The organism is Ensifer sp. ENS07 (genome assembly GCF_014852185.1).
Classification (GTDB): domain Bacteria; phylum Pseudomonadota; class Alphaproteobacteria; order Rhizobiales; family Rhizobiaceae; genus Ensifer; species Ensifer adhaerens.
In genome coordinates this window covers 35,403-56,817 of sequence record NZ_JACVBE010000006.1, presented here as the reverse complement: position 1 = coordinate 56,817, position 21,415 = coordinate 35,403, and the positions used below count along the sequence as shown (strand labels likewise).

Below are 21,415 nucleotides of genomic sequence, written 5' to 3'. Positions count from 1 at the left end.
GTCCGAAGATGGATCGTAAGGCGACTTCTCGATTGCGAACTATCAATCCCTCGATTTGAAGGGATACGAAAATACGAACCGGCGATAACTGGATAGGAATATAACATTGCCGACGTCGACGGCTCAGACCTGCTTCCCTCACAGCGCCAAAGTTTGTACGGAAATTCGTCCAGACCCGAGCTTGATCGATCGGTTGCCCTCAGAGGTTCTCTGCTGGGAGGGAACTCGATGGTTAAGGCCGTCGGCTCCGGTCCTGCCGGGCCCACCATATCCCTCATTTATGTTCTAAGGCCTCCGGCAGTGTCGTGGGCCAAGAGGTTCACATCCCAGGTCTCTTGGCACGACAGCTCGGAAAACTCGTCAGGAGCAGGAACGCTTGGTCCTAAGTCCCCATTCAGCACGACGGGCCGTCCGTGCGGCGTGCGCAAATATGCGCGCTCCCAGGCATCTCGCCGCTGGATTAGTTCATTGCCGGAAATCGCGCGAGCTTGATCGAGGAGGCTTTCGAGCGCGGACAACACGGCACGATAGTAGGTCTCGGTGTCATCCAACTGTCCGGCGAGATGTGCCTCGCGCAACTTCACTCCCAGGGTTTCAGACCAATGCGCTCCTGATATGACGCCCGAAGCAACCAACAAACTTGCCATCGCGGAAGCCTGAGCATGCCACGGCTCGGCGAAACCCGGTTCGCTGTCCCTTTGCGTCAGGTGGGCCGTCCTGGGGTCAGATCCGCTCAAGATAGCTCTCCCAGAGATCGAGGAAAACTTGATCGCGGCTATCGTGGGCTTCCGGCCACAACTCGGACGCGGCAAAGCCAACCGTGTAAAGGTGCTCGCCTCTGGGCGTTCCGGCGGCTGATGCATCCGGCAGTACGTGGGCGCCGTGATGCGCAATCACGCTTCCACGCCTTCCCCGGGCATAGGACGGCAATCGCGTATGTCCGGGATGTCCCATGGATTTGCCGCGCACAGCATCGCCCGCGACGAACAACGGCGGCGCCTCTGAACCAAGCGCGTAGCTGCGCGCGGACTGGACGTAGGCGCGCGCCTCGTCTGCGGTTTCAGGCGGATAGCCAGGCTGGCGTACAAATGCCGACCGGCCAGCATCGAGTTCCTCCAATGTAAGATAGCCGGCATCAATCATCTGGGCTGCGATCGTCACCACCCATTGATCGAAGTATGGCCGCGTCAAATATTCGGCCGGAACGATCAACTCGCGGCAATGCCTGAACCAATCAATCGACCAGTCCGCATCGCCAGCGGCAGCCTGGGCGAGATCGAAAGCTCGCATTTCCCAATCCGAACGGAAGGGACGCTCGTCATCCTTGCCTAAAATGGGGCCAAATCCTTCGCGCCCGCCAAGATCGTGAACGCCGTCCATCAGGCTTCCCTCCTGGTTGGAGAAAGATCCCTCTGCGTCCCGATCATAGAATTACGCGAGACCAGCTCCGCGAGCTGCTCTTCGCTCCAGGATTCCACACCATTGGGCTGCTGCGGTATCACCAGATATCGTCTCTCGGACGTCGAGTCCCAGACCCGTACCTCGACAGTCGGGGGAATTTCCACGCCAAACTCCGACAAAACCGCACGCGGTTCGCGCACAGCGCGCGCCCTGTATTCGTTCGACTTGTACCATGCAGGCGGAATCCCCAGAATCGAGAATGGGTAGCAGGAACAAAGGGTGCAGACGACGAGATTGTGTATCTCTGATGTATTCTCAACCGCCTGCAGATGACCCGTTCCGTGCCCAGCAAATCCGAACTGCTCGATTGCAGCGGTCGCATTTTCGAGAAGAGCCCTTTTGAACGACGGTTCTCTCCAGGCCCGAGCCACGACCTTCGCCCCGCGCTTAGGTCCGATCTCGTCGCGGTACATTTCGATCCAGGCCTCCATAGCCGCAGGATCGATCAGCCCCTTTTCGACCAGAAGGCTTTCGAGGGCTTTGGTTCTCAGTGCGGACTCGGAAGGCAAGTGCTGATGCAGGTCGTGATGAATGTTGGAAATGCGTCGCGAATCGAAGCTTGTCATCGCCTTGCTCCAGGAGCCTAGTCTTCCAAATCAACTAGCGACCCCACCATTCTGATGTGGGTCGAGGCGGAATGATCAAGCGGTTTTTCACCAAGGTCAAGCAATGTTGCACCGGCCATCGCATTCAATCGCCTGAAACGCAGGAAGAAGGATTTCTCCGATTTTCGCTCGCCACGCCTTTGTCGGGATAATGCGGCGAAGCAGCCAAATTCCATTGGCTCAGTCTTGCACTCATGGAGTGAAGCCGAGACTCTCTTGATTTCACAGAAATTTCAGAACTTGTTCGGGACATGAAACCCCGCCTGAGCGACCATCAATTCGCTAAGGAGGTCGTCTCATGCAACTTACGTCAGAGATCGTTGCCAAGGCTAACCGGCTCGTCGTCGACAGTGGGCCGACGCCCGGTTTTGTGCCGATGACGGACGGTGACTACGAAGCTTTAGCCGACGACCTCCTCGAGGGGCGAGCTTCTGACGGTCCAGTCTGGGTTTTCGCCTATGGCTCCCTCCTTTGGAAACCCGCTTTTGAGGTGGCTGAGGAACGTTACGCGATCACGCCCGGGTGGCATCGCGCCTTTCGCCTGCGTTTAACGCGATGGCGCGGGACGCCTGAGTGCCCCGGGCTCATGCTGGTGTTGGATCGAGGCGGGCAATGCAAAGGCATGGTGCAACGCCTCCCCGAACCGAATGGCCGTGACGCCTTGATTGCGCTTCTTCGGCGGGAAGTTTCCAGTCCGGCCACCACGAACAAGCCACGCTGGATCGCGGTCAATGTCGACGGGGTGCGGGTGCAAGCGCTCGCCTTCTGCGCCGACAGAGCTGGGCTCGCTTATACGGGCTATCAGCCGATTGAGACTGTCGCTGGCGTGCTCGCGACGGCAGCAGGCCACCTCGGCTCTTGCGCCGAATATTTATACCGAACTGTCGAGGGCCTGGAACAGCGAGGCATCCGCGACCATCGGCTGTGGCTCCTTCAGGCGATGGTGGCGCAGCGCATTCTGTCATCGAGCCAGCAGCAAATCGGGAGTGTCTAACGATGAACGACGCGGTGCGACAAGATCTTCTGGAGTTCCTCACAACCGCTTCCAGCTGCAGCTGCATGGCGGGCGCATACCACGACATCTGCATCGATCACCTTTGCCTGCCCTCTGTCGATGAAGATGGAGAAGCCATCGCCGCACCTCACGTAGTTGACAACCGACCAACACGGTCGCAACTCTGGTCGTATCTGAGGATTTTTACGCGGAGGTGAAGAACTCATGGCCGTGGGCAGCCAAACGCCCATTCGCTTTCGGGGCTTCACGCTCGACCTCAACCGCGGCCTTCTTCTAAACGAAGCTGGCGTTGTTACTTTGCGTCGAAAGGCATTCGAACTTCTTGCCTGCCTCGCCAAAGAGGCTGGCCGCGTTGTGTCGAAACGCGACTTGGTCGACGCTGTTTGGCCGGACGTCATTGTCACCGAGGATTCGCTGACGCAGGCGATCCGCGAGATCAGGAAGGCGCTCGGCTCCGTCGGCCCATCGACAATCAGAACGGTGGCGGGTCGAGGATATTTTCTGGACCCAGGTTCATCGAAAACGGCCGACGCGTCCCATGACGGCGAGGAAACACCGATTGCGGTGCTGCCGTTCGAGGATCGCACCCCCGACAGCAATGCATCATATAGTGAGACGCTCTGCGAGGAGATCATCAACGGCCTTGCCAGATTCAGGATCGTTCCGGTCATTGCCCGAGCCACATCGCTTGCATCGGCACACGCAGACAGAAGCGAGCCGAAAACCCTCGCGAGACGTCTCGGTGCTCGCTATCTCGTCGACGGCCACATTGACCGGGATGAGGGAATGGTGCGGGTCGGTGTCAGCCTCATCGACGCCGCCGACGGTAGCCTGGTGTGGGCGGATCGTCTTGAGGCGTACGACCCGGACCCGCTGGTTCTCGAGGATCTGATCGCGCGGCAGGTCATCAGCCGGTTGGTGTCACATGTCGAGGGTGCGTCGCTTCGGCTGGCTGCACGCAAGCCTCCGGCCGACCGAAAGGCGCATGACCTGCTCCTGCAGGGTGTAGCGCTGCTGCGGGGCTACGGCGAGGGCGACAACCAGAAAGCACATGACGTCCTGTCGGAAGCGCTCCTGCGTGATCCAACGAATGGCCTCATTCATTCCTACCTCGCGCTTGCGACCGTCATCCTCGGCAAATACGGCCTGAGCGCCGATACGGAGTTGCGCACTGCCCTCAGCCTCGCCTCAACGGGGGTCAGTCTTTCTCCGGAAGAAGCACGCACTCACCGCATCCTCGGGCTCGTGCGGCTTTATCTTCGAGAATACGACGCTGCCGAGCATCATGTCGCGCGGTCGCTCGAACTTAACCCTTACGATGCCGATACAATCGCGCAGATGGGCTATTTGCTCGTCCTGCGCGGACGGGGGGACGAGGGTATCGCCTGGATGGACCGTGCGGTCCGGCTAAATCCGCTGCATCCGGATTGGTACTACTTTGACCGCTCGATGGCGCTTTATCTTGCCGGAGATTATGCCGGCGCGGCGGCACGTCTTGGGCGCATTCCCAGGTTAGGTGCCTGGGGTCTTGCGCGGCTTGGGGCTGCTCAGGCGTTGGCAGGCGATACTGCTGCAGCCAGAAAAACCCTCGCGCGACTGCATGCTCTACAACCGGGTTTCGATCCGGTAGATTACGCCGTCCGTGGAATTGCCTTCGAACGTCAGCAGGACGTTGATCGGGTTGTCGAAGGCATGCACGCGCTGCGTCAAGTCTCGTGATAATACCGCTGAAATAGGCCGGCAAAAAATCAGAGTTTTCGCTGCGTTGTTCAAGGGCGGTGGACAGCGTCAACTTAATTCCGGAATGCCGGTTCAACAAAGCTCGGATATTTCTCGCCCACCCTGCAGTCTACTGGTGCGCGCATGGCGGCCGGCTGGGCAGTCAAGCTAGGCGTCAGCCCGCCCACTTCGAGCAGCAGCTTCTGGCGCACGGCGCTCGGGAAATCCTCCACGTTACGCACGGGAATCATAAAGGAGCCAGGACCGCCGATGATGCATTCCGCATAATAGCGCTCGAGCGGAACGGTGGAAGTGGTGGGCCGGATGAGTATCACCAATCCATTGATTACGATCCCACGCGCCAGGGCGTCATCGCGAGCGACTGCGATTGGTAAACCCGTGTTGTTGAACCCGTCACCGGAAACGTCGAGGATGCGGCGCGATCCGAAATACGCGTTGGTTTCGATCAGTTTCGTGCCAAACCGGATTGCACTCGAGATCGAAGTGCCATGCCGCGTGCCAATTGGGCGGGCCTCGAGCTTGGCGGCAAAGGCTTCGGCATCCTTGGCATCTTCGATCACCTGCCAGGCGACGACAGACGATTCATCTACCCGCCCAGCCCATTCAAAATAGCCGATGGCAATGCGTCCCAGGTACCCGCCTTTGACGGCGTTGATGAAATCCGGGTGTCGGAGCGCTTCCAGATAGCCGAGGCGCTGCACGCGCGCTTCCCCGATGTCCATGGAGCCCGATGTGTCGACCGCTAGCACGAGCTCCAAATCGACGTCCGGAGGCGTCGCGCCGGGTCGCAAAGGGTATGCGACGAGAGCAAGGATCAGCACCAGCACGCGAAACATCGCACAGCCCCCATGGTGTCCATGCCGCAGGATACCACAAGGCAACCGATCTGCATTAGTTGATGCTTAATTACAAACTCAGCAGCGAACATTTGCGCAACCATCGGCGCGCGACCTGCTTAAGCGCAAGCAGCCGTGGCCGCTCTACGCCAAACCTCCCTCAGATCTCGCCGAAACGCACGGCAGACCGAACTTCCGCTGAAATGACTATTGGCGTGCAATGGCCGTGACCAGTTCGATTGCTAAAGGGCGCGCGTGACAACGTAGCCAGCGACCATCCGTGCTAGCTCGGATTGACTACAGGCCATCCCGCTCGATCTGCTGTAGATTAGTGCATACTGAAATTCAGGACGAGCTTAGTATGCTGAGGATCTTGGTCATGCTGACCGTGCTGATTCTCTCGACGTGCGCAATCGCCCGTGCAGAAGCGGCAAGCCGGCCACGGAGGCCGGTCACCATGAAGGCGAAGAGGTGGGCGGCGACCAATCCAGAGTTCTGCAGTCCGACGTTCGTCTAACGCCAATAGAGTTAATGACCGTTCGGCAGGTCATTCGATCTGCCCATATTGCGGAGGATATCCTATGCCACTGTTCGTAACCACAGGGTGCTATACTGCTACGTCAGCGAAGGGAATGATTGACAATCCATCAGACCGAGAAGAAGCGGCACGAGGCATCATGGAAGCCGCGGGCGGGAAACTGCGTTCTTTCTACCTCACGACCGGCGAAACCGACTGGATGGCGATCACGGAATTCGAGGATGGCGCTGACCTGATCCCCGCACTTCTCGTCGTCAGCGCATCGGGAGCCGTATCGGATGTCAAAACTGTGCGAGCCTACACCGGCGCGGAATTCAAGGCTGCGCAAGAGAAGGCGCACACAATCTCGTCTTCGTACAAGCCCCCGGCCTAAGTCGCTGGTTGAGACATGTCTGGCGGCGGATCGAACCTCAACTGCCAGGCACGAAGCGTTGCGCGCAATCGGGCCGCGCTCGAGCGCGCGGCTAGTTCACCGCCGCATGCCCCGCGCGCTGGAGATATGGAGCGTAGGATCTACGTTCTTTATGGCGGCGATTTCACTCGCGCACCGCTCGTCCAATGGGTGCTTGAAGAAGGTGAGATAGAGTACGAGCTCAGAAAAATAGACATCCTCAAAGGCGAGCACCGTTCCGCAGAGTTCCTCGCCATAAACCCCGCCGGCTTGGTTCCGGTGCTGATCACTCCTGACGGCGACGCACTCTATGAAGTAGCCGCTCTCATGCTTTACCTCGCGGATCGGCACCAGCTCACAGAACTGGCCCCTTCATTCACCGACCCCGACAGGGGGCTGTTTCTCTCGACGGTTTTCCATATCGCCGGGGACGTGCAATCTGAGATGAAGCGATACCATTTTCCGAACCGTTTCTCATTGAGATGCGAGGATAACGTGGGGATGCAAGAGCTGGCAAAGTCGCTCGTTCTCGACCGCTTGAATGTCATGAACACTAGGCTGGCAAAAAGAGGACCTTACGTCTTAGGGACCCGCTTCTCTCTCGCAGATTTTTATCTAAGCTTTTGGGTCGCCTACCTCGACCGAGAAGCGGTGTGCCTGCGGTTTCCCTCTATTGCCAAGCTTCACGGTTTGGTGAGCGCGCGTCCGAGGGCAGCCCGCTATCTCGAAGACACCGAGATGATGGCGAAGGCTTATGCGGAGATGATGATACAGCACCCCAGTGGAGTGATCACATAACCCCACGCCTCTGCGATCGAGACCCTTGACCCGTCGCTCTGTTAACCGTTGCGGCTTTTTTGTGTTGCAACTTCAATTTGATCAATGTTCTGTGAATATAAACAGAGCGTGGGAGTATCAATCTTGCCGAGTTTTCCGTTCGGCCTCATTCGCATATGGGCATTCTGCCTGGCCCTTTCGCTTGTGGGAAATCCAGCGCTCGCTGACACAAAGAGATTTGGTCCCTTCTCATTCGAGGAGAGCGACCCCAGCGTCATCACCCTCACGGGCGAGATCGACCTCTATTCCGCCTTGAATTTCAGGCGGGCGCTGCATGCTTCTCAGAAAGCCAGATTGCTGGTGCTCGACAGCGTCGGCGGCGCTGTTCAGATGGCACTGCTGATCGCTGACGACGTGCATGAGAGGCGCCTCTCCACCTTTATCCCGAAAGGGAAAGGTTGCTATTCGGCCTGCGCCTTTATCTTTATGGCGGGTGTCGAGCGCCAGGTAGACGGTGAGCTTGGCGTCCACCAGATCTCCAGTGAATCGAACGACCTCGTCAACGCGCAGCTGTCGATTTCTGACATCATCGACATGCTCGCTCGTTTCGATACGCCGGCGGAAGTCATGACAACGATGTTCAAGACGCCTCCGTCGCAGATGCATGTGTTCTCGAGCGAAGAAATCGGTCGCTATAAGCTCAACCGCAAGGGCGCCGCGTCGGGCTCGAACGAGCCGGTCTCCACAACCCCGGCCGTCGGTCTCGAGGGCGCACCACCCTCGACGGCAAACTCAAACGCAATTCCCACCCCTGAACCAAGCAGCCAACAAGTGGCCGCTACCAACCCTTCGCCGATCGATCCCGGTCAGACTCACAAACTGTCGGCAATTGAAGAGTTCGCCCGTAAGCCGACGCGGATCGTCGTCTACACTGGCCTTGACCTGTTTGGCGATGACCTCGCGTCGAAGAGAACGGTCGACGTCGCCGAGTGCGCCACGAGCTGCCTGGAGATGAATGGCGTCTGTAAAGCGTTCACCTTCAATGCCAATCCGAGGATTGTGCGCGGACCGAATTGCTTTCTGAAAGCAAACGAAGGTCGCGCGGATGGCAACTCGGTCGCTATCTCTGGGAAATTCCTGGCGAGCGCTGATCCAGACCCAACGCCATTTAGCATGGGCACAATCGATCCGAAGAAGGCACTGTTCGAGGATGTCGATCTGCCTGGAGGCGACCTCGGCGTTCGCGCGTCGATCACGAACGCGACGCCACTTCAGTGCCGACTGGCCTGCATCGACAATAACCGGTGTGTTGCCTTTACTTACATCAAGAAAAAGCGGGAGTGCTGGATGAAAGGTGCCGTCGGCACACCTCTCTTCAAGTCCGGCATGATTTCCGGAGTGAAGAGTTTTCAAACGTTCGCACCTGCAAAAGTCGTCGGACTTGAGTGACGACCGCCGCAGTGGCCATCTAGCGCCTTGAAAGGATCTGAACCGGCGACCTGTAGTTCAGCGGCAAACGATGGCATCCGCTGGCATTCCGGGTAAAGCAAGTTCAGAGCACGGCAGCTTGGACAAACGGCGCGACCTCAAGCGTACAGCGATAGATCATGTCCAGAGAAACATAGAGGTTGATCGCGAGGCCGACGTAGGCGATCCAGCGGTGCTTGGTCAACATGCGGGCGATCAGGTTCGCCGCAATCCCCATCAGGGCGATCGAGAGGCCGATCGGCGTCGCCGTCTGGAAGAATGTCTTCCTGGGTGCGCTCTCGTTCGCAATGGCCTCTTCGTCACGGTGGCCTGCCCGCAGCTCGCGCCACATCTTCCAACAGACCCAATGCCGCAATCCGCCGGCAAACAGCAGCCCGATAACTGCCAGCAGATGCACCGCGACCGTGGCGAATGCGATACGCAGAACGGTAGCGTCGAGGATACCCACCATGATTGCCTTGCGACGCTGCGTCGGCTCTAGGCCGGCTGCGGCGACGCCGATCACCGCGGCGTTGTCGCCAGGGAGAACAAGGTCGATTCCGATGACCTGCATCAGTGCTGACAGGCCAGCGGCTGTGAACAAGCGACATGCAAAGCAACAGCGCCGTCAAACCGACAGACAACCCGATCACCCCCAGGATCAGTGTGGGCGTTGTCTACGAACCGGCACCCGACCGTGGCCCCGATCACCACCTGCGCCACCGCCAGAAAGACGCTCGGAGCTGGAAGTCGGACACGCCCGACAAGTGCAGTCCGGCGCTGACAATCATCCGAGCAAATAGCGCGCGGGAAGGCGCAGCAAAACACCGACCGCCACACCGATCCGTATGGCGGCGACGAACCAGGCGAGATCCTTCGCCTCGAGAGCTGAGACCGGGACGTAGCTGGAGCCGTTCCGACGGATGTCCTCCCCCGTCGTCAGTTGAATGATAAACGGCATCGAGAGAACCACGATAAAGATGCGCGCCGCGTGGATGAGCGAGGTCATCCACGCGGCGCCCCGTTCCGCAGCCAGTCCGACCGTTTCGACCAGTCCACCGGGCATGGCCGAAAAGAACGCCGTCGTGTGGTCGAATTTACCGATCTTGCGAAAGTAGACGTAGGCGACCGACGCGGCGGCAGCGATGAAGAATTGAAGCCCGGCAAGCGACACGAGCCATACGCTTGCGTGTTCCAAGACGGCCGGCGAGAACGACGTCCTCAACATTGCCCCGATCGTGGCGGTCATCGGAGGGCGCAAGCTTTGGCATGGCGAGGGGAAGTCCAGCCAATGCCGCGAACCCGCAGAAGATCATCGCGTCGAGAAGCCAGGCGAGTGGTATGTGAAAATGCCACATCGTCGCCGCCGTTGAAACCTTCTGATCGAGACTGTCGAGCCTCGTTGATCAAATCCAAAGATATAAGGTGCTAGTCACTCCCGCTGTCGTTGCGGCGCCAATGCCATGGTCTGCGCATAGGCGAGCGGCGACCTGTTCCCGGGCAGGTTTTCGTCCAGCACTAACGCTTTGAGATCGTCGGCACGGATGTCGAGAGATATGGCCCGCTCAAGCTTGTCGATCGACCAAACGGCATAGCCGAATTTCGGGTCAAACCCACAATCACAGCCGCAATCGCCTTCAGCGATTTGCGATGGATTTTCAGGCAGGCACATGATCTGAGGCTTCGGCAACTTGTAGCAATGCCCCTCATAGGAATAGCCGTAAATCACGCCTATGCTCTTCATATGAAGATCACCAAACCCAATCGGAAGAAAACTATAGTATGTTCCGTCATGAACAACAATTGTAGCTCCTTCAGTAATAAGCTCTGCTGTTTTTAGTATACACTCTATTATGTGCATAATCGCCTTAATAATATCATCTGCGACACCCATATCTTGTATTTCTTTTATTTTCTCCTCAATGCTTATGTCACACGACGTAATGTTGGATGCTGCCGGCTTTCCATAAAGCCTAACATCTCCTGGGCGATAAACTCTATAGTCAATGATATCGTCGAGGCTTTGCGGCTCTCCAACAACGGGATTAACATAACAGCCACTCATCTTTCCCTCCTTTGGCTCACCTTGAAGCGTTGATTTCACGCCAAGCAAAATTCTCTTCGAGCAGTTCGGCCGCCGCACCGTGCGCCGCAGAGACGATGGCCTCTGCCGCCTGCTCGAGGCGCAGCGAGTTTAGATCCAGCCTTTTCAATGAGGTCGCTAGGGCTGCTCCGACTGCGTCGCGCGCTGCGATCAGTGCTAACTTGAAGTATAATGGCTTCTTGCTGAATGCCTCCGCCGTCGCCTGGCGAAACGTGTCGAACTCGTCGCGCGCCAGTTCCCGAATATCGACATCCAGAAGCCGCCTGTCGGCGCAACCGTTTGCGACCAGATCGCGATGATAAAGGGCAATGATGCTGTCAAAGATTGCGCCAACGAACGGCAGCGCGCGGTCGTGCACCTCGCGGGTAACTGAGGACATTCGCCGAAAATTGGTGGCCAGCCGGATCTGCGTTTCGGGGCTCGTTTCCGCAAAGCGGTTCAATTCGTTGTAGAGCAGCAGATTGCCTCTCGTTCGCCGCAATAGTCGGTCAATCGCGGAATCAAAGTGCAAGAACGAGATCAGCGAAACACAGTCGGAAAAGGCTTCGGAGAACGAAAAGAAGTCACCGTCAGGCGATGTCATTGTTGGCACGCCCGCCTCCGACAGCATGATCAGATGCCCGACCTCGTGCGCGATCGTGTCGAAATTCAACGCGTAAGGTCTCAGGATGCCATCGGCGTCGGACCAACCCAGTTCCAGAAAACCATAGCCAGCTTGAGCATTGTCCCAATCGACAAATGGAACGATTTCCAGCCTTGGAAAGGTCTGGTCGAAGAACCAATGAATCCGGCCACCCAAATAGCTTTGCCAAATGTCGAGAACGAAACGCACGCAGGCGTAGGCGTGAACAGCCAGAAATGGACGGGAGGTTGGATCGATGTTGTCGAAGTGACGGTCCGGACCAGGTCTTACCGGCGCGCGCTTTGCCCCCCCGAATGGCGGCAAGCCCGCAAGACCATAGGGTCGTTTGTCATAGAGCGGATCCGCCACATACATGGAGAAGTCGCTCGGACCCTCACCGATTTCGTCACGTGGTATCGACAACCAGACACGATCGGGCTGCTCGTATCCGGGAACAAAGGGAGGCTGCGGATAAATCCAAAAACGTGTGCCAACACGCGCGTTTCCGGACTCCGGGGCATCATTGCGCATCAGACGCATGGAACATATGCCCCCCACGATTGAAAATCCGGGATTTAAGTTTTCAATTTATAAGTGTTTACTAATTTTAAGTCAATGCCGCCCGCCTCTAGATCACGCAAGAAGGTGTTCGTCGCAACCCATGCATGCCTCCCCCTCACCCGCGTTGCATCTTCTCGCAGCAACAGCGTTGGCGTGCTTCGCAGCGAAAGCAGAGCGTCCCTTTTTTTTTGCCCCACCATCTCCGTTCGCAATTGCTTGAGCCCATCCTCCTGCCATCCTGCATCCTGCAGAATCGCTTCGAAACGGCGTTCTCGAAAGTTCATGTTTCGAGCCGCAGTCGTGAGCGAGCCGCGCTCGGCGGCCGATATGACGTTCCGGCGTTCCAGGTTGGCAAACGTCCGCTGGAGATCGACCAGTGCGTCTGTCAAGGGAAGAAAGCCAAGTTCCGGCGGTCCCGAAAGAACGGCGACCGCATCATCGGGAGCAAGCCGCCAGCGCCGATACCACCTGTAGATCAGGCCGACACCGATCATACCGAAATCACTGAGCTCTGCTGCCCTGAGCGCGCCCATGCTTGCGGCGCCGATTACGACGATCCCTTGCGCCATCGCCCAGAGGATTTCCTTGTGTCGGACAGCCGGCCTGTCCTCGAATTGCCCGTCGATCAGGACCATCGCACGCGGCCGGAATGCGTGGGCCGCAAGCAGAATGTCGCCTTGCGCTGCGGGCTGCAGATAGATTGCGTCGAGAACCAGTTCCGCCTCGCTCAACCGAAGCGTCGGACCAAGAAACACCAGGATCGGACCCGTCTCGCTCGCATCGACCATGTGAACACTCACCGCAGGATCAAAAAGGGGTTGGCTCCGGGAAGGACGGTTCGCACGCACTGAACGCCTGTTTCGACGTCCGCTCCCACCGGCACCGCCAATATAGGCCCCATGCCGGCGGATAGGACCCTGCCGATAAGGGCGCTGGGATCTGAAACGGCGCAAGTTTCATTTGACGGCCGCAGCAGGCCGGACGTGTCCGCAAGGATGAGTTGGCGGGCGTTGGCGACGATCACGTCGGTGCTGCGTTTATAGTGCTCCCGGGTTTGGTCGTCGCGCGCGCCCGATATCGCCCCTGCGCGTGCTGACAGCGCTTCGAGCATCGCGTTCTCCGCTGCCGCGGCGATGTTCGCTCCCGCCGCGTAGCCCTCTGTCGGCAGAGCAAGGATCGGCTCGCCGGGGCCTGTCTCGATCGTCTGACACCAGACCACCGGGACATCTGCCCGCGAAGAGGCTAGCCAAAGGCCGAAAGAAATATGGTGCTCACCCGCAACGGAAAATATGTGATCGACCGCGGCACTGAGCCCGAGCGGAGAAATACGCATTCGATCGAAGAAACCGTGGGTGGCGAAGGCGCGAGCGATAGCGTCGCGCTCGATACATTCGAACAAACCATGCAGGAACGCGCCGAAGGCGGTCATGTGGCAGGCGAGACCCGTGGTCGTGCGAATGAACAGACCATCATGGGCGGGCGGCGGATCCGTGTAGCAGGTGTGAACAAGTTCGAGGGGGATCGATTGTGGGAGCTTAGTCGTGACGTCGATGCCGGTGATCCAGGGTATCTTCCGTGCCCGCCAGTGCCCGCGGCGATCAAGTGCCAGGAGATTGTCAAACAGGCCGTCTGCGATCTTAAGTTCCTCCGCCGATGCGAAAAAAACTCGCTCCGAGGGAATGGCTTCGGCGTAGAAGCGCTCAAGTGATTCCATGACTGCCCCGACTGCCGCTGCCGCCATGGAAAAGCCCCGCCCCAGCGACGAGACCTCAGAGAGGGCGATGGGTCGGACGGCTTGAACAACCGGAAGCCGAAGCCGGTCAAGTCCGGTCAGATCACCGAGCCGGGTTATGCCCGCACGACGGCAAAGCGGCATGATCGTGCGCAAGCGCTGCTCGGCTTGTTCGAGGCTCGTATTGCGAGAAAGCGGACTGCCAAAGCCGGCAAGTAGGGCGTCGCGAAAACGCGAAAGCATCCTCTGAAGGTTCGGCGGATCTTCGGGTTGCCGCCTCGTTGGTTCAATGCTTAAAGGCAACGCCAAGCTCCTGCATTGAATGTCGCGCCCGTCGCAGAAGTGCCTTTGCTCCTTGTCTCTCGGCGATATCTACGGCTGAGCGCAGATCGAGGATGATCGGATCCTTTGTGGTGCTGATCCGCGCCTGAAGAACGGCGCGGCGACGGTAAAGCTCCGCGAGCCAATAGGCATGACCGGTTTCCCGAGCCTTTTCGATCGCGTCATTCGTAACCTCGAGCGCTGACTCATAGTTGCCAGTTTGCCCGAGCAGCGTGGCGTGCATGTAGAGGTAGATCGGGAGATCTGCGACGACACCGAGGCTTCTCAAGAGCGATAGGCCGTCGCGAAACATCGCGTGCCCGCTTGCGAGGCTTTCCCCATGCGCGAGAGCCCATCCAGCGAAGAGCAGCGACAGCCCGGATAGCGACTGCATTTCATGCGATCTCGCGAAGTCTCCCATTCTCTTGGAGATTTCGGTGAGACGGCCATAGTCCTCCCGGTAGAAGGCAGACACGGCCTCCGTATCGAGCGAATGCGCCTTGCTGGGCGCGTGTGATATCCGGTCAACGAACGCGACCATCTTTGAAAGAGCCGAATCCGCGGCTTTGGGTTGTCCCGTCAGCCACAGCGAAAGGGCCAATTGCCCGAGACCACACACCTTGGCGTCATGGCCGCCAAATAGCGTTCTGTTGGTTTTCGCCGATTGTTCATCATAAAGTGCCAGTCCGGCCTTGATCGCGTCCTGGGCCTCTCGATGGTGGCCAAGGTTAAAATCAATGGCCCAGCTGCAATGGTTGACCTGAAGCTTGATCTCAGGATCTTCCGTCTCGGACTGCATGGCACGCACTTGCAAAGCGCGTTCGCGCATAACGCGAAAATCTGTTCCAGTGAGCCACCACCCCCAATAGATCGGAAACCATCGGGATTGCTCTTCCATCGGTTGCCGGCGGGCAATGTCCACGCCATCTTCATATAACTTGCGAGCCGGAGGTGAGTTCAGTCCGACAAGACCGGTCAAAACGGGGCCGAGCGAAGTCAGCGCAGATAGCTGTAGTGTTTCGATCGCATGTCCCGCGCCGAAACGATTACAAATCTCCACGGCGTGCTCAAGATAGTTGCGCGCTTCGACCATCGCCGACCGGCTCGAGCTCTCCTTGCCCGCCGCCGTGTACAATTCGATTGCGCTCTCGATGAACCCCGCTCGTTCCGCATGTTCGGCAAGCGTACCGGAGTCGATCCAAGCGGCCAATTGGCGGTTTTGATAGACAGCAACGAACAGCCGCCGATGTAATGCCTCCCGCTGCCTGCGTAGAAGCGCATTGTAGATCGTTTCCTGAATCAAGACGTGTCGGAAACCGTAGGCAATGTGCCCCCGCGTCCTGATCCGGATCAGGAACCCTGAATCAGTAAGGGTCTCGGCGGCCTTGGCCAAAGACTTCTTGCCCAGCCCCGGCAGCAGTTCGCGAAGCAACGACAACGTGAACTGGCTACCCGCAACGGCTCCCGCTCGCGCGACGTCTCGCGCAGTACCCATGTAGTTGAGTCGTGCATCCAGTATTTCCTCGAAGGCCGACACGTGGCTGGGTTTAACGCTTTCCGGCAGGCTCATGGTGTCTGCGGCAACGTTCTCCGAGACCCATTGGCAGATTTGCTCAATGAATAGCGGTATGCCCCCGGATACCCTCTCGATAACGTCATAGAGCTCAGGAAGCATGGCCTGCCTCTGCTCCGACCATATTGCCTCTATCGCACGTCGTGTCTCGTCACGGTCAAGCGGAAGCAACGTCAGCCGCGTGGGGTTGGCCGCGTCAAGCCAATCCGACGTAAACCCGAGACGTGAGGTCGTGACGAGGAGAATTGGAAGTTGGCGTGCAACCCGCGCGGCCTCCACCAGCAAATCCCGGGAGGTTGGATCGATCCAGTGGATGTCTTCGACTGCCAGGACGATGGGCCCGTTCGCGCATAACGCAGCGAGCGCGCGAAACAGGGCGCGATGAGCCTTTTCCCGGATGGCTTTGGGATCGTTGTCGGCGAGCCGTTGATTTCGTCCCAGCGCACCCAGCAAATACGCGAATGTTTCAATCGTTTCTACGTCACGAATGCCCGATCGTTCAAAGGGGGTCGCTACGGCGGAGGCCGACAGGCGCAGTTGATTGTCTTGTCCAGACGCAGCGGCCATAAGACTGTTAAACAGGGGATGCAACGTCGAGCGATGCCCCCCGGGCAGGCACTGAAAGAAGTACAGTCCTGATCGCCGATCGCGCGTGATCTTGCGGATCTCCCGAAGAAGCCGCGATTTTCCGATGCCTGGATCTCCTTCGAGCAGAAGAATTTCGCCACCCTGTGTGGACACCTTTTCCCAACAGGCCGCGATCGTTTTCAACTCGCTTTCACGGCCAATGAACGGGCCTCTGAGGCTACCGAAAGCGTAGAACCTGTCGACATCAATCTTGTGTCCGAGTGCGCGCCATACCTTCTCGGGCACAGTAAAGCCCTTGAGCGTCCTGTCGCCTACGAACACGAAAGCATGCGACCTGCCAGCCAGGTCGCGCGTGTCCTCCGAAACAAAAACGCAGTCCGGGTCGGCAATCTCTTCCAGACGGGTGGCTATGGCCAGTGCAGCACCCGTGACCGGCTCCCCTTTATCCTTCTGAGTCTCTTGTATGAGCGCGACGGATGTCGCAATTCCAACGCGAACGTGCAAGTCGTCTCGCCCGGCTTCCCGGGCAACGCCCGCGCAGCCGTCGATGATCGCGAGCCCCGCGCGAATGGCAAGCGATGCAGCATCCTGGGCGCCCAACTCGATCGGAAAGAGCGCCACTCCGCCATCTCCAGCCTCAAGCTGCATGGCGCCGGAATGAGAAGTTATTGCGTGTTTCGCCGCATTCTGAAACGCGACGATCAGTTCCTGATAGTCTTCTATGTCGAGAAGGTGGAGAAGTCTCGTCGACCCGACGAGATCATAACAGAGAGCGGTGACGATCCGCCGCCCGCCACCATATTCAGAGAGGCGTCCCTCGCGTCCCGAAGGTCTCGTCGGTTGTCGTGGATTGTTGACCCGACTTTCGAGCATACGCCATCCCCACCGCTAGCTTATATGATGGATCTAGAATATATAGCATTCGCGTTCGAAGCCTCCAAGACCTCGGAACAGAAGCGCCAGGGTCTCCAACTAAGCCGCAGTTCGCAGCCTCGGAGGCAAACCCCGTCGTGCCGCCGGCCATCACCGCCTTCGCGCTTCCTTCTGACGCCCCCGGCAGACTCGTTGGAGCATCGCGGTGCCTGAGGTTTTCAAGCTGCCCCCGGATGCCCGGACGGCACGAGAGTTCAATGAACTGGCGTCGGTGGCCCAAGACCTAGCCAAGCAATTCCCGAGGATACATTATGCGATCCTAGACGCACAAATCGGAAACAAACACAGCACACTGCACTGCAAATCGTACCTGTCGTGTCGAAAACCATCGACCGTAGCGATTTGTTCGGCAAGCACTCGGGCAGTCTTGGCTCTTCCACCATTGAAGACGGAGCGCAATATTGCGGCGAAGTTGCTGTCGAAGGAGATGCTGTGGTCATCCGCCGCCGGCTTGGCCTGTTCTTCGATCGATGCTTCTTCACGGTTCAGGCGCTCACGTTGGCCGCATGGAGATAGATATTCGCAATTCGACCAGTTTTCGGTCTATGCCACCTCACGTTTGAGAAGCTTGATAACCTCATCAACACTAAGGTCCCGGCCGATAAGGCTCGGGCGAATAGTCTCGAACAAGGCGGCCATCTTGCCGTAGCGCGCCACAGTCGGGGAGTGAGAGTTCATTGAACGGCCTTTGAAGTCCTCGAAACGGTTCAGTTTCTGAACCAGAAACTGGGCGATGCCCATGTACTCACCTTCATTGTTTCCGTCGAAGCCTGCAAATTTCGGGTCTTCAGCCCATGAGCCCACCTCATCAACAAGGCGCCGCTTCTCGACAGCCCCGAATGCCTTGCAGGCCCTCTCGATGAAGTTCCACATGTCCATTACATCCACAACAAGGCTGACCCGCTTCGGATCATCCACATGGTTGTGAAGGATTCCGGTCATTTCCCAATCGAGCGCCCAGAAATGCCCCCCGTAAATAGCCTGCTCGATAAGCTCCACATCTTTGATGTCGTATTCACTGTTCGTCTTGTCCTTCCTCCCGCTAATCTGGTCACGCCTAATTTGTGCGAGCATCCACATCGTAAGCTTTTCGGGGTTGGTTGGCCGAAAATGCCGTTGAGAGGTGGCGACAAGTCCTCCCTCTACAAGGCGCCGGATGGCCTCTGATCGCGAGGGGAGGTCCGCTTGCTCACCGCGCCATACGTCCACTTTCTCAATCAGATCGGTATCGAGCCTCAGTTCTACGCGCTCTGCTTTGGGCATCACCGTTTTCTCCCGTATCTTACGTCTATTGCCGTATTGTACGGTGCATGTACGGAATATGCAACAACATACGGCGCAGACGCGCGGCCTTGGATGCGGTAGGGTTGCTTAGGGGACAAATAAGGGGGCACACCGGCTATGACTTCAACGCTAATTGACGTTTGGGACATCAAGACATTTGACGAAGTCATCATCGCTGAGTTGGACGCAAACAGCGAGGTGCTCTGCAACTACGAACATACCAGCAAGAAAGACTACCGCGAACAGGAGGCAGCTAAGCGGTGGGTTCCGCTTAAAGAAAATCCCTATGCGGCCAAGCGACAACGCATCCTTGAGGACATCATCATGCCTCTGATGGAGCAGCGCACCATCCGCGCGTGGCACTACACGCGCCTCACCGACGACGAAGTCCAGCGACTCAAGTCGGATGGCATCCATACTTCGGATTTAGCGGCCATCCGCAGAAGGCTTGATGCTCAGGTGGCCACGGGGCTGATCCAAGCTAACGTTGCCAACGCGCTACATGCCGCCAGCCCCTTCCATCATCAGGAGGAGGCGCGCTCGGGCAAGTTCTGGATGACCTCACACCCCTTTCCCGTCGACCACCATGCCATAGAATTATTGGTGGCTCACTGGGGCGGGGAAGGCGTGTACTTTTGGCTGGAAAATGGTGAGCTTGTCGACCTTTTGAAAGGCATCGGCCGACCTCGCGTCATCGAGGTTGCCGTTCCGCTGCAGCTCACACCGAGCGCCTATTTAGCAGCCAAGGCTGTGATTGCCGCATTCGTAACGGCGCACAGCTGCGAGCCTGATCGGCCTGCCTTCGATTTATTCACAACAAGCGCGCTGAGTGCCGACGCCGTGCTGCGTGTGCATACGGAGGGTGAGCCCGATTTCTCCGCGTTGGGGAGCGGCTATCCGGCTTAATTCGTTGGCCGAGATCTGTAGGCACAGGAAAGCCTAGCCTTTGTCGCGCACGGCAGCTTTCAAACAAAACGAGCAGGCCCCGAAGGCTCACCTCATAGGTTTTGGTTCCGTCGCGCTGGCAAGCCCGTCAGCACGCCGGATATATTTGTCGGAAACTGCTTGTTTTAGCAGCGGCCTTGGTTGCCCAGCGTTCGGCCGTACTTGTACTCTCGCGGGAGTACCAAGGACTATCGGGCGGCAATGTCTCTCTCTATGAAAGAAGCCGGTGCGGTCGCAGCGCTGGCGAACCTCCTTTACGACTTCCTTCCCGGGAGCGGCAACAACGCGACCGCATTTCCGCTGGCAGCTCAGAAGGTCGGTGTCGCCGACCTCTGGTCGGGCGGCAGCAAGCTTCCCGCCGTGACGCAGTTGCTCACGCTTACGCTGGAACGGCGGCGCGGCCAGTTCTGTCCGCTCATCCTCGAGGTGGTAAAGCAGTCGATGACCTGGCGCGGCAAGGGCGAGCCGTTGACCCGTGCCGAGATCGACCAGCTCAACACGCTGTTGCCGGGTGTCGGGTTCAAGATCCCCGACTTGCTGGACCCGGCGTTTCTCGCCACCCTTCCGGGCTCTCCGGCTGCCGCCGCACCAGCCAGCCCTGCCCCGACGTCGCCCGCAAAGCCCGACCCGGCCGCGTTGACGACCTTGGCGCGTCGACTGATGGATCTCTCGGGTCTCGCTCCCCAGGAGCGCGGGTTCGCCTTCGAGCGTTTCCTGCAGGACCTCTTCGAGGCCTATGGCCTGGCGCCCCGGGCATCCTTCCGGCCGCGCGCCGGGGAACAGATCGACGGGAGCTTTGAGCTCGGCAACGAATTTACCTGCTCGAGGCGAAATGGAAGAACGAACTGACCGCGGCAGCTGACCTGCATATCCTTGCCGGGAAGCTCGCCAGCCGGCCGACCTGGTCCCGCGGCCTCTTCATCAGCTACAGCGGATTTACCGTTCCGGGGCTGGACGCTTTCCATCAGGGGCGCTCGAGCATCATCTGCATGGACGGGTTCGACCTGCATGAAACGCTGAGCCGGCAGTTGCCTCTTGACCGCGTCATTGCGCGGAAGGCGCGTCGCGCCGTGGAAACCGGGCAGGTCTATGTGCCGGTGCGGGACCTTTTCCCGTAGCGATCGGGCATTTCGGGACGATTTTGGGCCGACCCGGGTGAACCGCGAGACCGACCCCTTCTATGTCCTGTTACTCTGCTATCCGCTTGTCCTATTCAGATGATTCCTAATTATAAGACTATCCTTCTTTGGGTGTCCGTCGCTTCGCCCAGGCTGCGAACGTGGGGACGCGGGCGGGGTGTCTGCCGGTTCGGGCACTCCCGAACCACGGTTCGCCCGCATCTCCCTTGCCAATCGCGCGTAAACCCCCAATATTCAGGGCAGGAAACGAGCAACGGAGATCCCGAATGACAGAAGCAGTAACGACCAAGGTGCCGGATGTCCAGGCGCTGAAGCAGAACGAAAAGAAGTGGACGCCGACGCTGATGAAGGCTGGGTGGAGCGCCATCCCCAACATCATCATCGAGAAACAGCGTGCGCTCGGGCTGGACGCCCTGGACATCAACATTCTGCTGCACCTCATCCAGTACTGGTGGATGGAAGAGAACGTGCCCCGCCCGGCCGTCCGCACGATCGCTGAAGCGCTCGGGGTGACCACTCGCACGATCCAGAAGCGGATCACTGCTATGCAGGCGGCCAAGCTGATCACCCGCGAGGAGCGCCGCCACGGCAAGTTTGGCAGCCAGACGAATCTTTACCGCTTCGACGGTCTGATCAACGCCTGCAAGCCATTTGCCGAGGAGAAGATCGCGGCGGCGAAGCAGAAGGTCGAAGAGGAGAAGGACCGCGTCAAGCGCAAGAAGCCGAAGCTGGTCGTCAACAACGCCTAGCGCCGTCACCGACACACCACAACCGTCTGACCTG

At 58.5% G+C, this 21,415-nt stretch carries 22 protein-coding genes; 10 read left to right on the top strand and 12 right to left on the bottom strand.

Annotated elements, in window-relative coordinates; genetic code table 11:
• Nucleotides 1-278: 278 nt before the first annotated feature.
• From IB277_RS19520 to nthA, 3 genes are read right to left on the bottom strand one after another with little or no spacing between them, the layout of a single operon-like run.
• Nucleotides 279-737, bottom strand: coding sequence for a nitrile hydratase accessory protein (locus IB277_RS19520; protein ID WP_192371376.1), 459 nt, complete (start codon nt 735-737; stop codon nt 279-281).
• Nucleotides 724-1,380 carry a nitrile hydratase subunit beta gene (gene nthB / locus IB277_RS19515; RefSeq protein ID WP_192371375.1) on the bottom strand — a complete coding sequence of 219 codons (657 nt, stop codon included), beginning with the start codon at nt 1,378-1,380 and terminating at the stop codon, nt 724-726. The genes IB277_RS19520 and nthB overlap by 14 nt, the downstream gene beginning before the upstream one ends.
• Entirely contained in the window at nt 1,380-2,027 is a 648-nt protein-coding gene (gene nthA / locus IB277_RS19510; RefSeq protein ID WP_192371374.1) for a nitrile hydratase subunit alpha, read from the bottom strand. Before nthA ends, nthB begins: the two co-directional genes overlap by 1 nt.
• Before the next feature lie 337 nt (nt 2,028-2,364).
• Here nthA and IB277_RS19505 point away from each other — a divergent pair, with 337 nt between their 5' ends.
• Nucleotides 2,365-3,060 carry a gamma-glutamylcyclotransferase gene (locus IB277_RS19505; RefSeq protein WP_192371373.1) on the top strand — a complete coding sequence of 232 codons (696 nt, stop codon included), beginning with the start codon at nt 2,365-2,367 and terminating at the stop codon, nt 3,058-3,060.
• Nucleotides 3,061-3,285: 225 nt separating this feature from the next.
• Nucleotides 3,286-4,800 carry a winged helix-turn-helix domain-containing tetratricopeptide repeat protein gene (locus tag IB277_RS19500; protein WP_192371372.1) on the top strand — a complete coding sequence of 505 codons (1,515 nt, stop codon included), beginning with the start codon at nt 3,286-3,288 and terminating at the stop codon, nt 4,798-4,800.
• Nucleotides 4,801-4,874: 74 nt separating this feature from the next.
• On the opposite strand, the gene IB277_RS19495 is transcribed toward IB277_RS19500, so the two are convergent.
• The gene (locus IB277_RS19495; protein WP_192371371.1) at nt 4,875-5,657 is read right to left on the bottom strand and encodes a DUF1194 domain-containing protein; all 783 of its coding nucleotides are present in this window, start codon (nt 5,655-5,657) and stop codon (nt 4,875-4,877) included.
• Between the two features lie 581 nt (nt 5,658-6,238).
• Here IB277_RS19495 and IB277_RS19490 point away from each other — a divergent pair.
• From IB277_RS19490 to IB277_RS19480, 3 genes are all read left to right on the top strand, one after another.
• The gene (locus IB277_RS19490; protein WP_090428739.1) at nt 6,239-6,568 is read left to right on the top strand and encodes a GYD domain-containing protein; all 330 of its coding nucleotides are present in this window, start codon (nt 6,239-6,241) and stop codon (nt 6,566-6,568) included.
• Between the two features lie 126 nt (nt 6,569-6,694).
• On the top strand, nt 6,695-7,384 hold the full coding sequence (locus IB277_RS19485; protein WP_210339623.1) for a glutathione S-transferase family protein: 690 nt from the start codon (nt 6,695-6,697) through the stop codon (nt 7,382-7,384).
• Between the two features lie 123 nt (nt 7,385-7,507).
• Nucleotides 7,508-8,812 carry a PAN domain-containing protein gene (locus tag IB277_RS19480; protein ID WP_246812755.1) on the top strand — a complete coding sequence of 435 codons (1,305 nt, stop codon included), beginning with the start codon at nt 7,508-7,510 and terminating at the stop codon, nt 8,810-8,812.
• A 103-nt stretch (nt 8,813-8,915) separates the two neighbouring features.
• On the opposite strand, the gene IB277_RS19475 is transcribed toward IB277_RS19480, so the two are convergent.
• The 7 genes from IB277_RS19475 to IB277_RS19445 form a co-directional block, all read right to left on the bottom strand.
• On the bottom strand, nt 8,916-9,404 hold the full coding sequence (locus IB277_RS19475; protein ID WP_192371370.1) for a TerC family protein: 489 nt from the start codon (nt 9,402-9,404) through the stop codon (nt 8,916-8,918).
• A 213-nt stretch (nt 9,405-9,617) separates the two neighbouring features.
• The gene (locus IB277_RS19470) at nt 9,618-10,079 is read right to left on the bottom strand and encodes an AbrB family transcriptional regulator (protein ID WP_192371369.1); all 462 of its coding nucleotides are present in this window, start codon (nt 10,077-10,079) and stop codon (nt 9,618-9,620) included.
• Nucleotides 10,080-10,262: 183 nt separating this feature from the next.
• Nucleotides 10,263-10,895 carry a hypothetical protein gene (locus tag IB277_RS19465; protein WP_192371368.1) on the bottom strand — a complete coding sequence of 211 codons (633 nt, stop codon included), beginning with the start codon at nt 10,893-10,895 and terminating at the stop codon, nt 10,263-10,265.
• A 16-nt stretch (nt 10,896-10,911) separates the two neighbouring features.
• A complete protein-coding gene (locus tag IB277_RS19460) occupies nt 10,912-12,096 on the bottom strand; it encodes a hypothetical protein (protein WP_192371367.1) in 1,185 nt (394 codons plus the stop codon).
• A 35-nt stretch (nt 12,097-12,131) separates the two neighbouring features.
• Nucleotides 12,132-12,905 carry a TfuA-like protein gene (locus IB277_RS19455; protein ID WP_192371554.1) on the bottom strand — a complete coding sequence of 258 codons (774 nt, stop codon included), beginning with the start codon at nt 12,903-12,905 and terminating at the stop codon, nt 12,132-12,134.
• Between the two features lie 8 nt (nt 12,906-12,913).
• Nucleotides 12,914-14,092 carry a YcaO-like family protein gene (locus IB277_RS19450; protein WP_246812754.1) on the bottom strand — a complete coding sequence of 393 codons (1,179 nt, stop codon included), beginning with the start codon at nt 14,090-14,092 and terminating at the stop codon, nt 12,914-12,916.
• Nucleotides 14,093-14,135: 43 nt separating this feature from the next.
• Nucleotides 14,136-17,204: an AAA family ATPase gene (locus IB277_RS19445; RefSeq protein WP_192371366.1), complete on the bottom strand. Its 3,069-nt coding sequence runs from the start codon at nt 17,202-17,204 to the stop codon at nt 14,136-14,138.
• A gap of 375 nt (nt 17,205-17,579) precedes the next feature.
• On the opposite strand from IB277_RS19445, the gene IB277_RS19440 reads away from it, so the two are divergent.
• Nucleotides 17,580-17,780, top strand: coding sequence for a hypothetical protein (locus tag IB277_RS19440; RefSeq protein ID WP_192371365.1), 201 nt, complete (start codon nt 17,580-17,582; stop codon nt 17,778-17,780).
• A gap of 27 nt (nt 17,781-17,807) precedes the next feature.
• Here the strand turns inward: IB277_RS19440 and IB277_RS19435 are convergent, their stop codons facing one another.
• The gene (locus IB277_RS19435) at nt 17,808-18,527 is read right to left on the bottom strand and encodes a YfbU family protein (RefSeq protein ID WP_210339622.1); all 720 of its coding nucleotides are present in this window, start codon (nt 18,525-18,527) and stop codon (nt 17,808-17,810) included.
• Nucleotides 18,528-18,665: 138 nt separating this feature from the next.
• On the opposite strand from IB277_RS19435, the gene IB277_RS19430 reads away from it, so the two are divergent.
• From IB277_RS19430 to IB277_RS19420, 4 genes are all read left to right on the top strand, one after another.
• Nucleotides 18,666-19,454: a hypothetical protein gene (locus IB277_RS19430; protein WP_192371363.1), complete on the top strand. Its 789-nt coding sequence runs from the start codon at nt 18,666-18,668 to the stop codon at nt 19,452-19,454.
• Nucleotides 19,455-19,694: 240 nt separating this feature from the next.
• Complete coding sequence (locus tag IB277_RS38110; protein ID WP_246812753.1) at nt 19,695-20,342, top strand: hypothetical protein; 648 nt, start codon at nt 19,695-19,697, stop codon at nt 20,340-20,342.
• Nucleotides 20,343-20,482: 140 nt separating this feature from the next.
• Entirely contained in the window at nt 20,483-20,611 is a 129-nt protein-coding gene (locus tag IB277_RS38685) for a hypothetical protein (protein ID WP_256436314.1), read from the top strand.
• Between the two features lie 287 nt (nt 20,612-20,898).
• Nucleotides 20,899-21,381: an AsnC family protein gene (locus IB277_RS19420; protein ID WP_192371362.1), complete on the top strand. Its 483-nt coding sequence runs from the start codon at nt 20,899-20,901 to the stop codon at nt 21,379-21,381.
• The last annotated feature ends 34 nt before the right edge of the window (nt 21,382-21,415 follow it).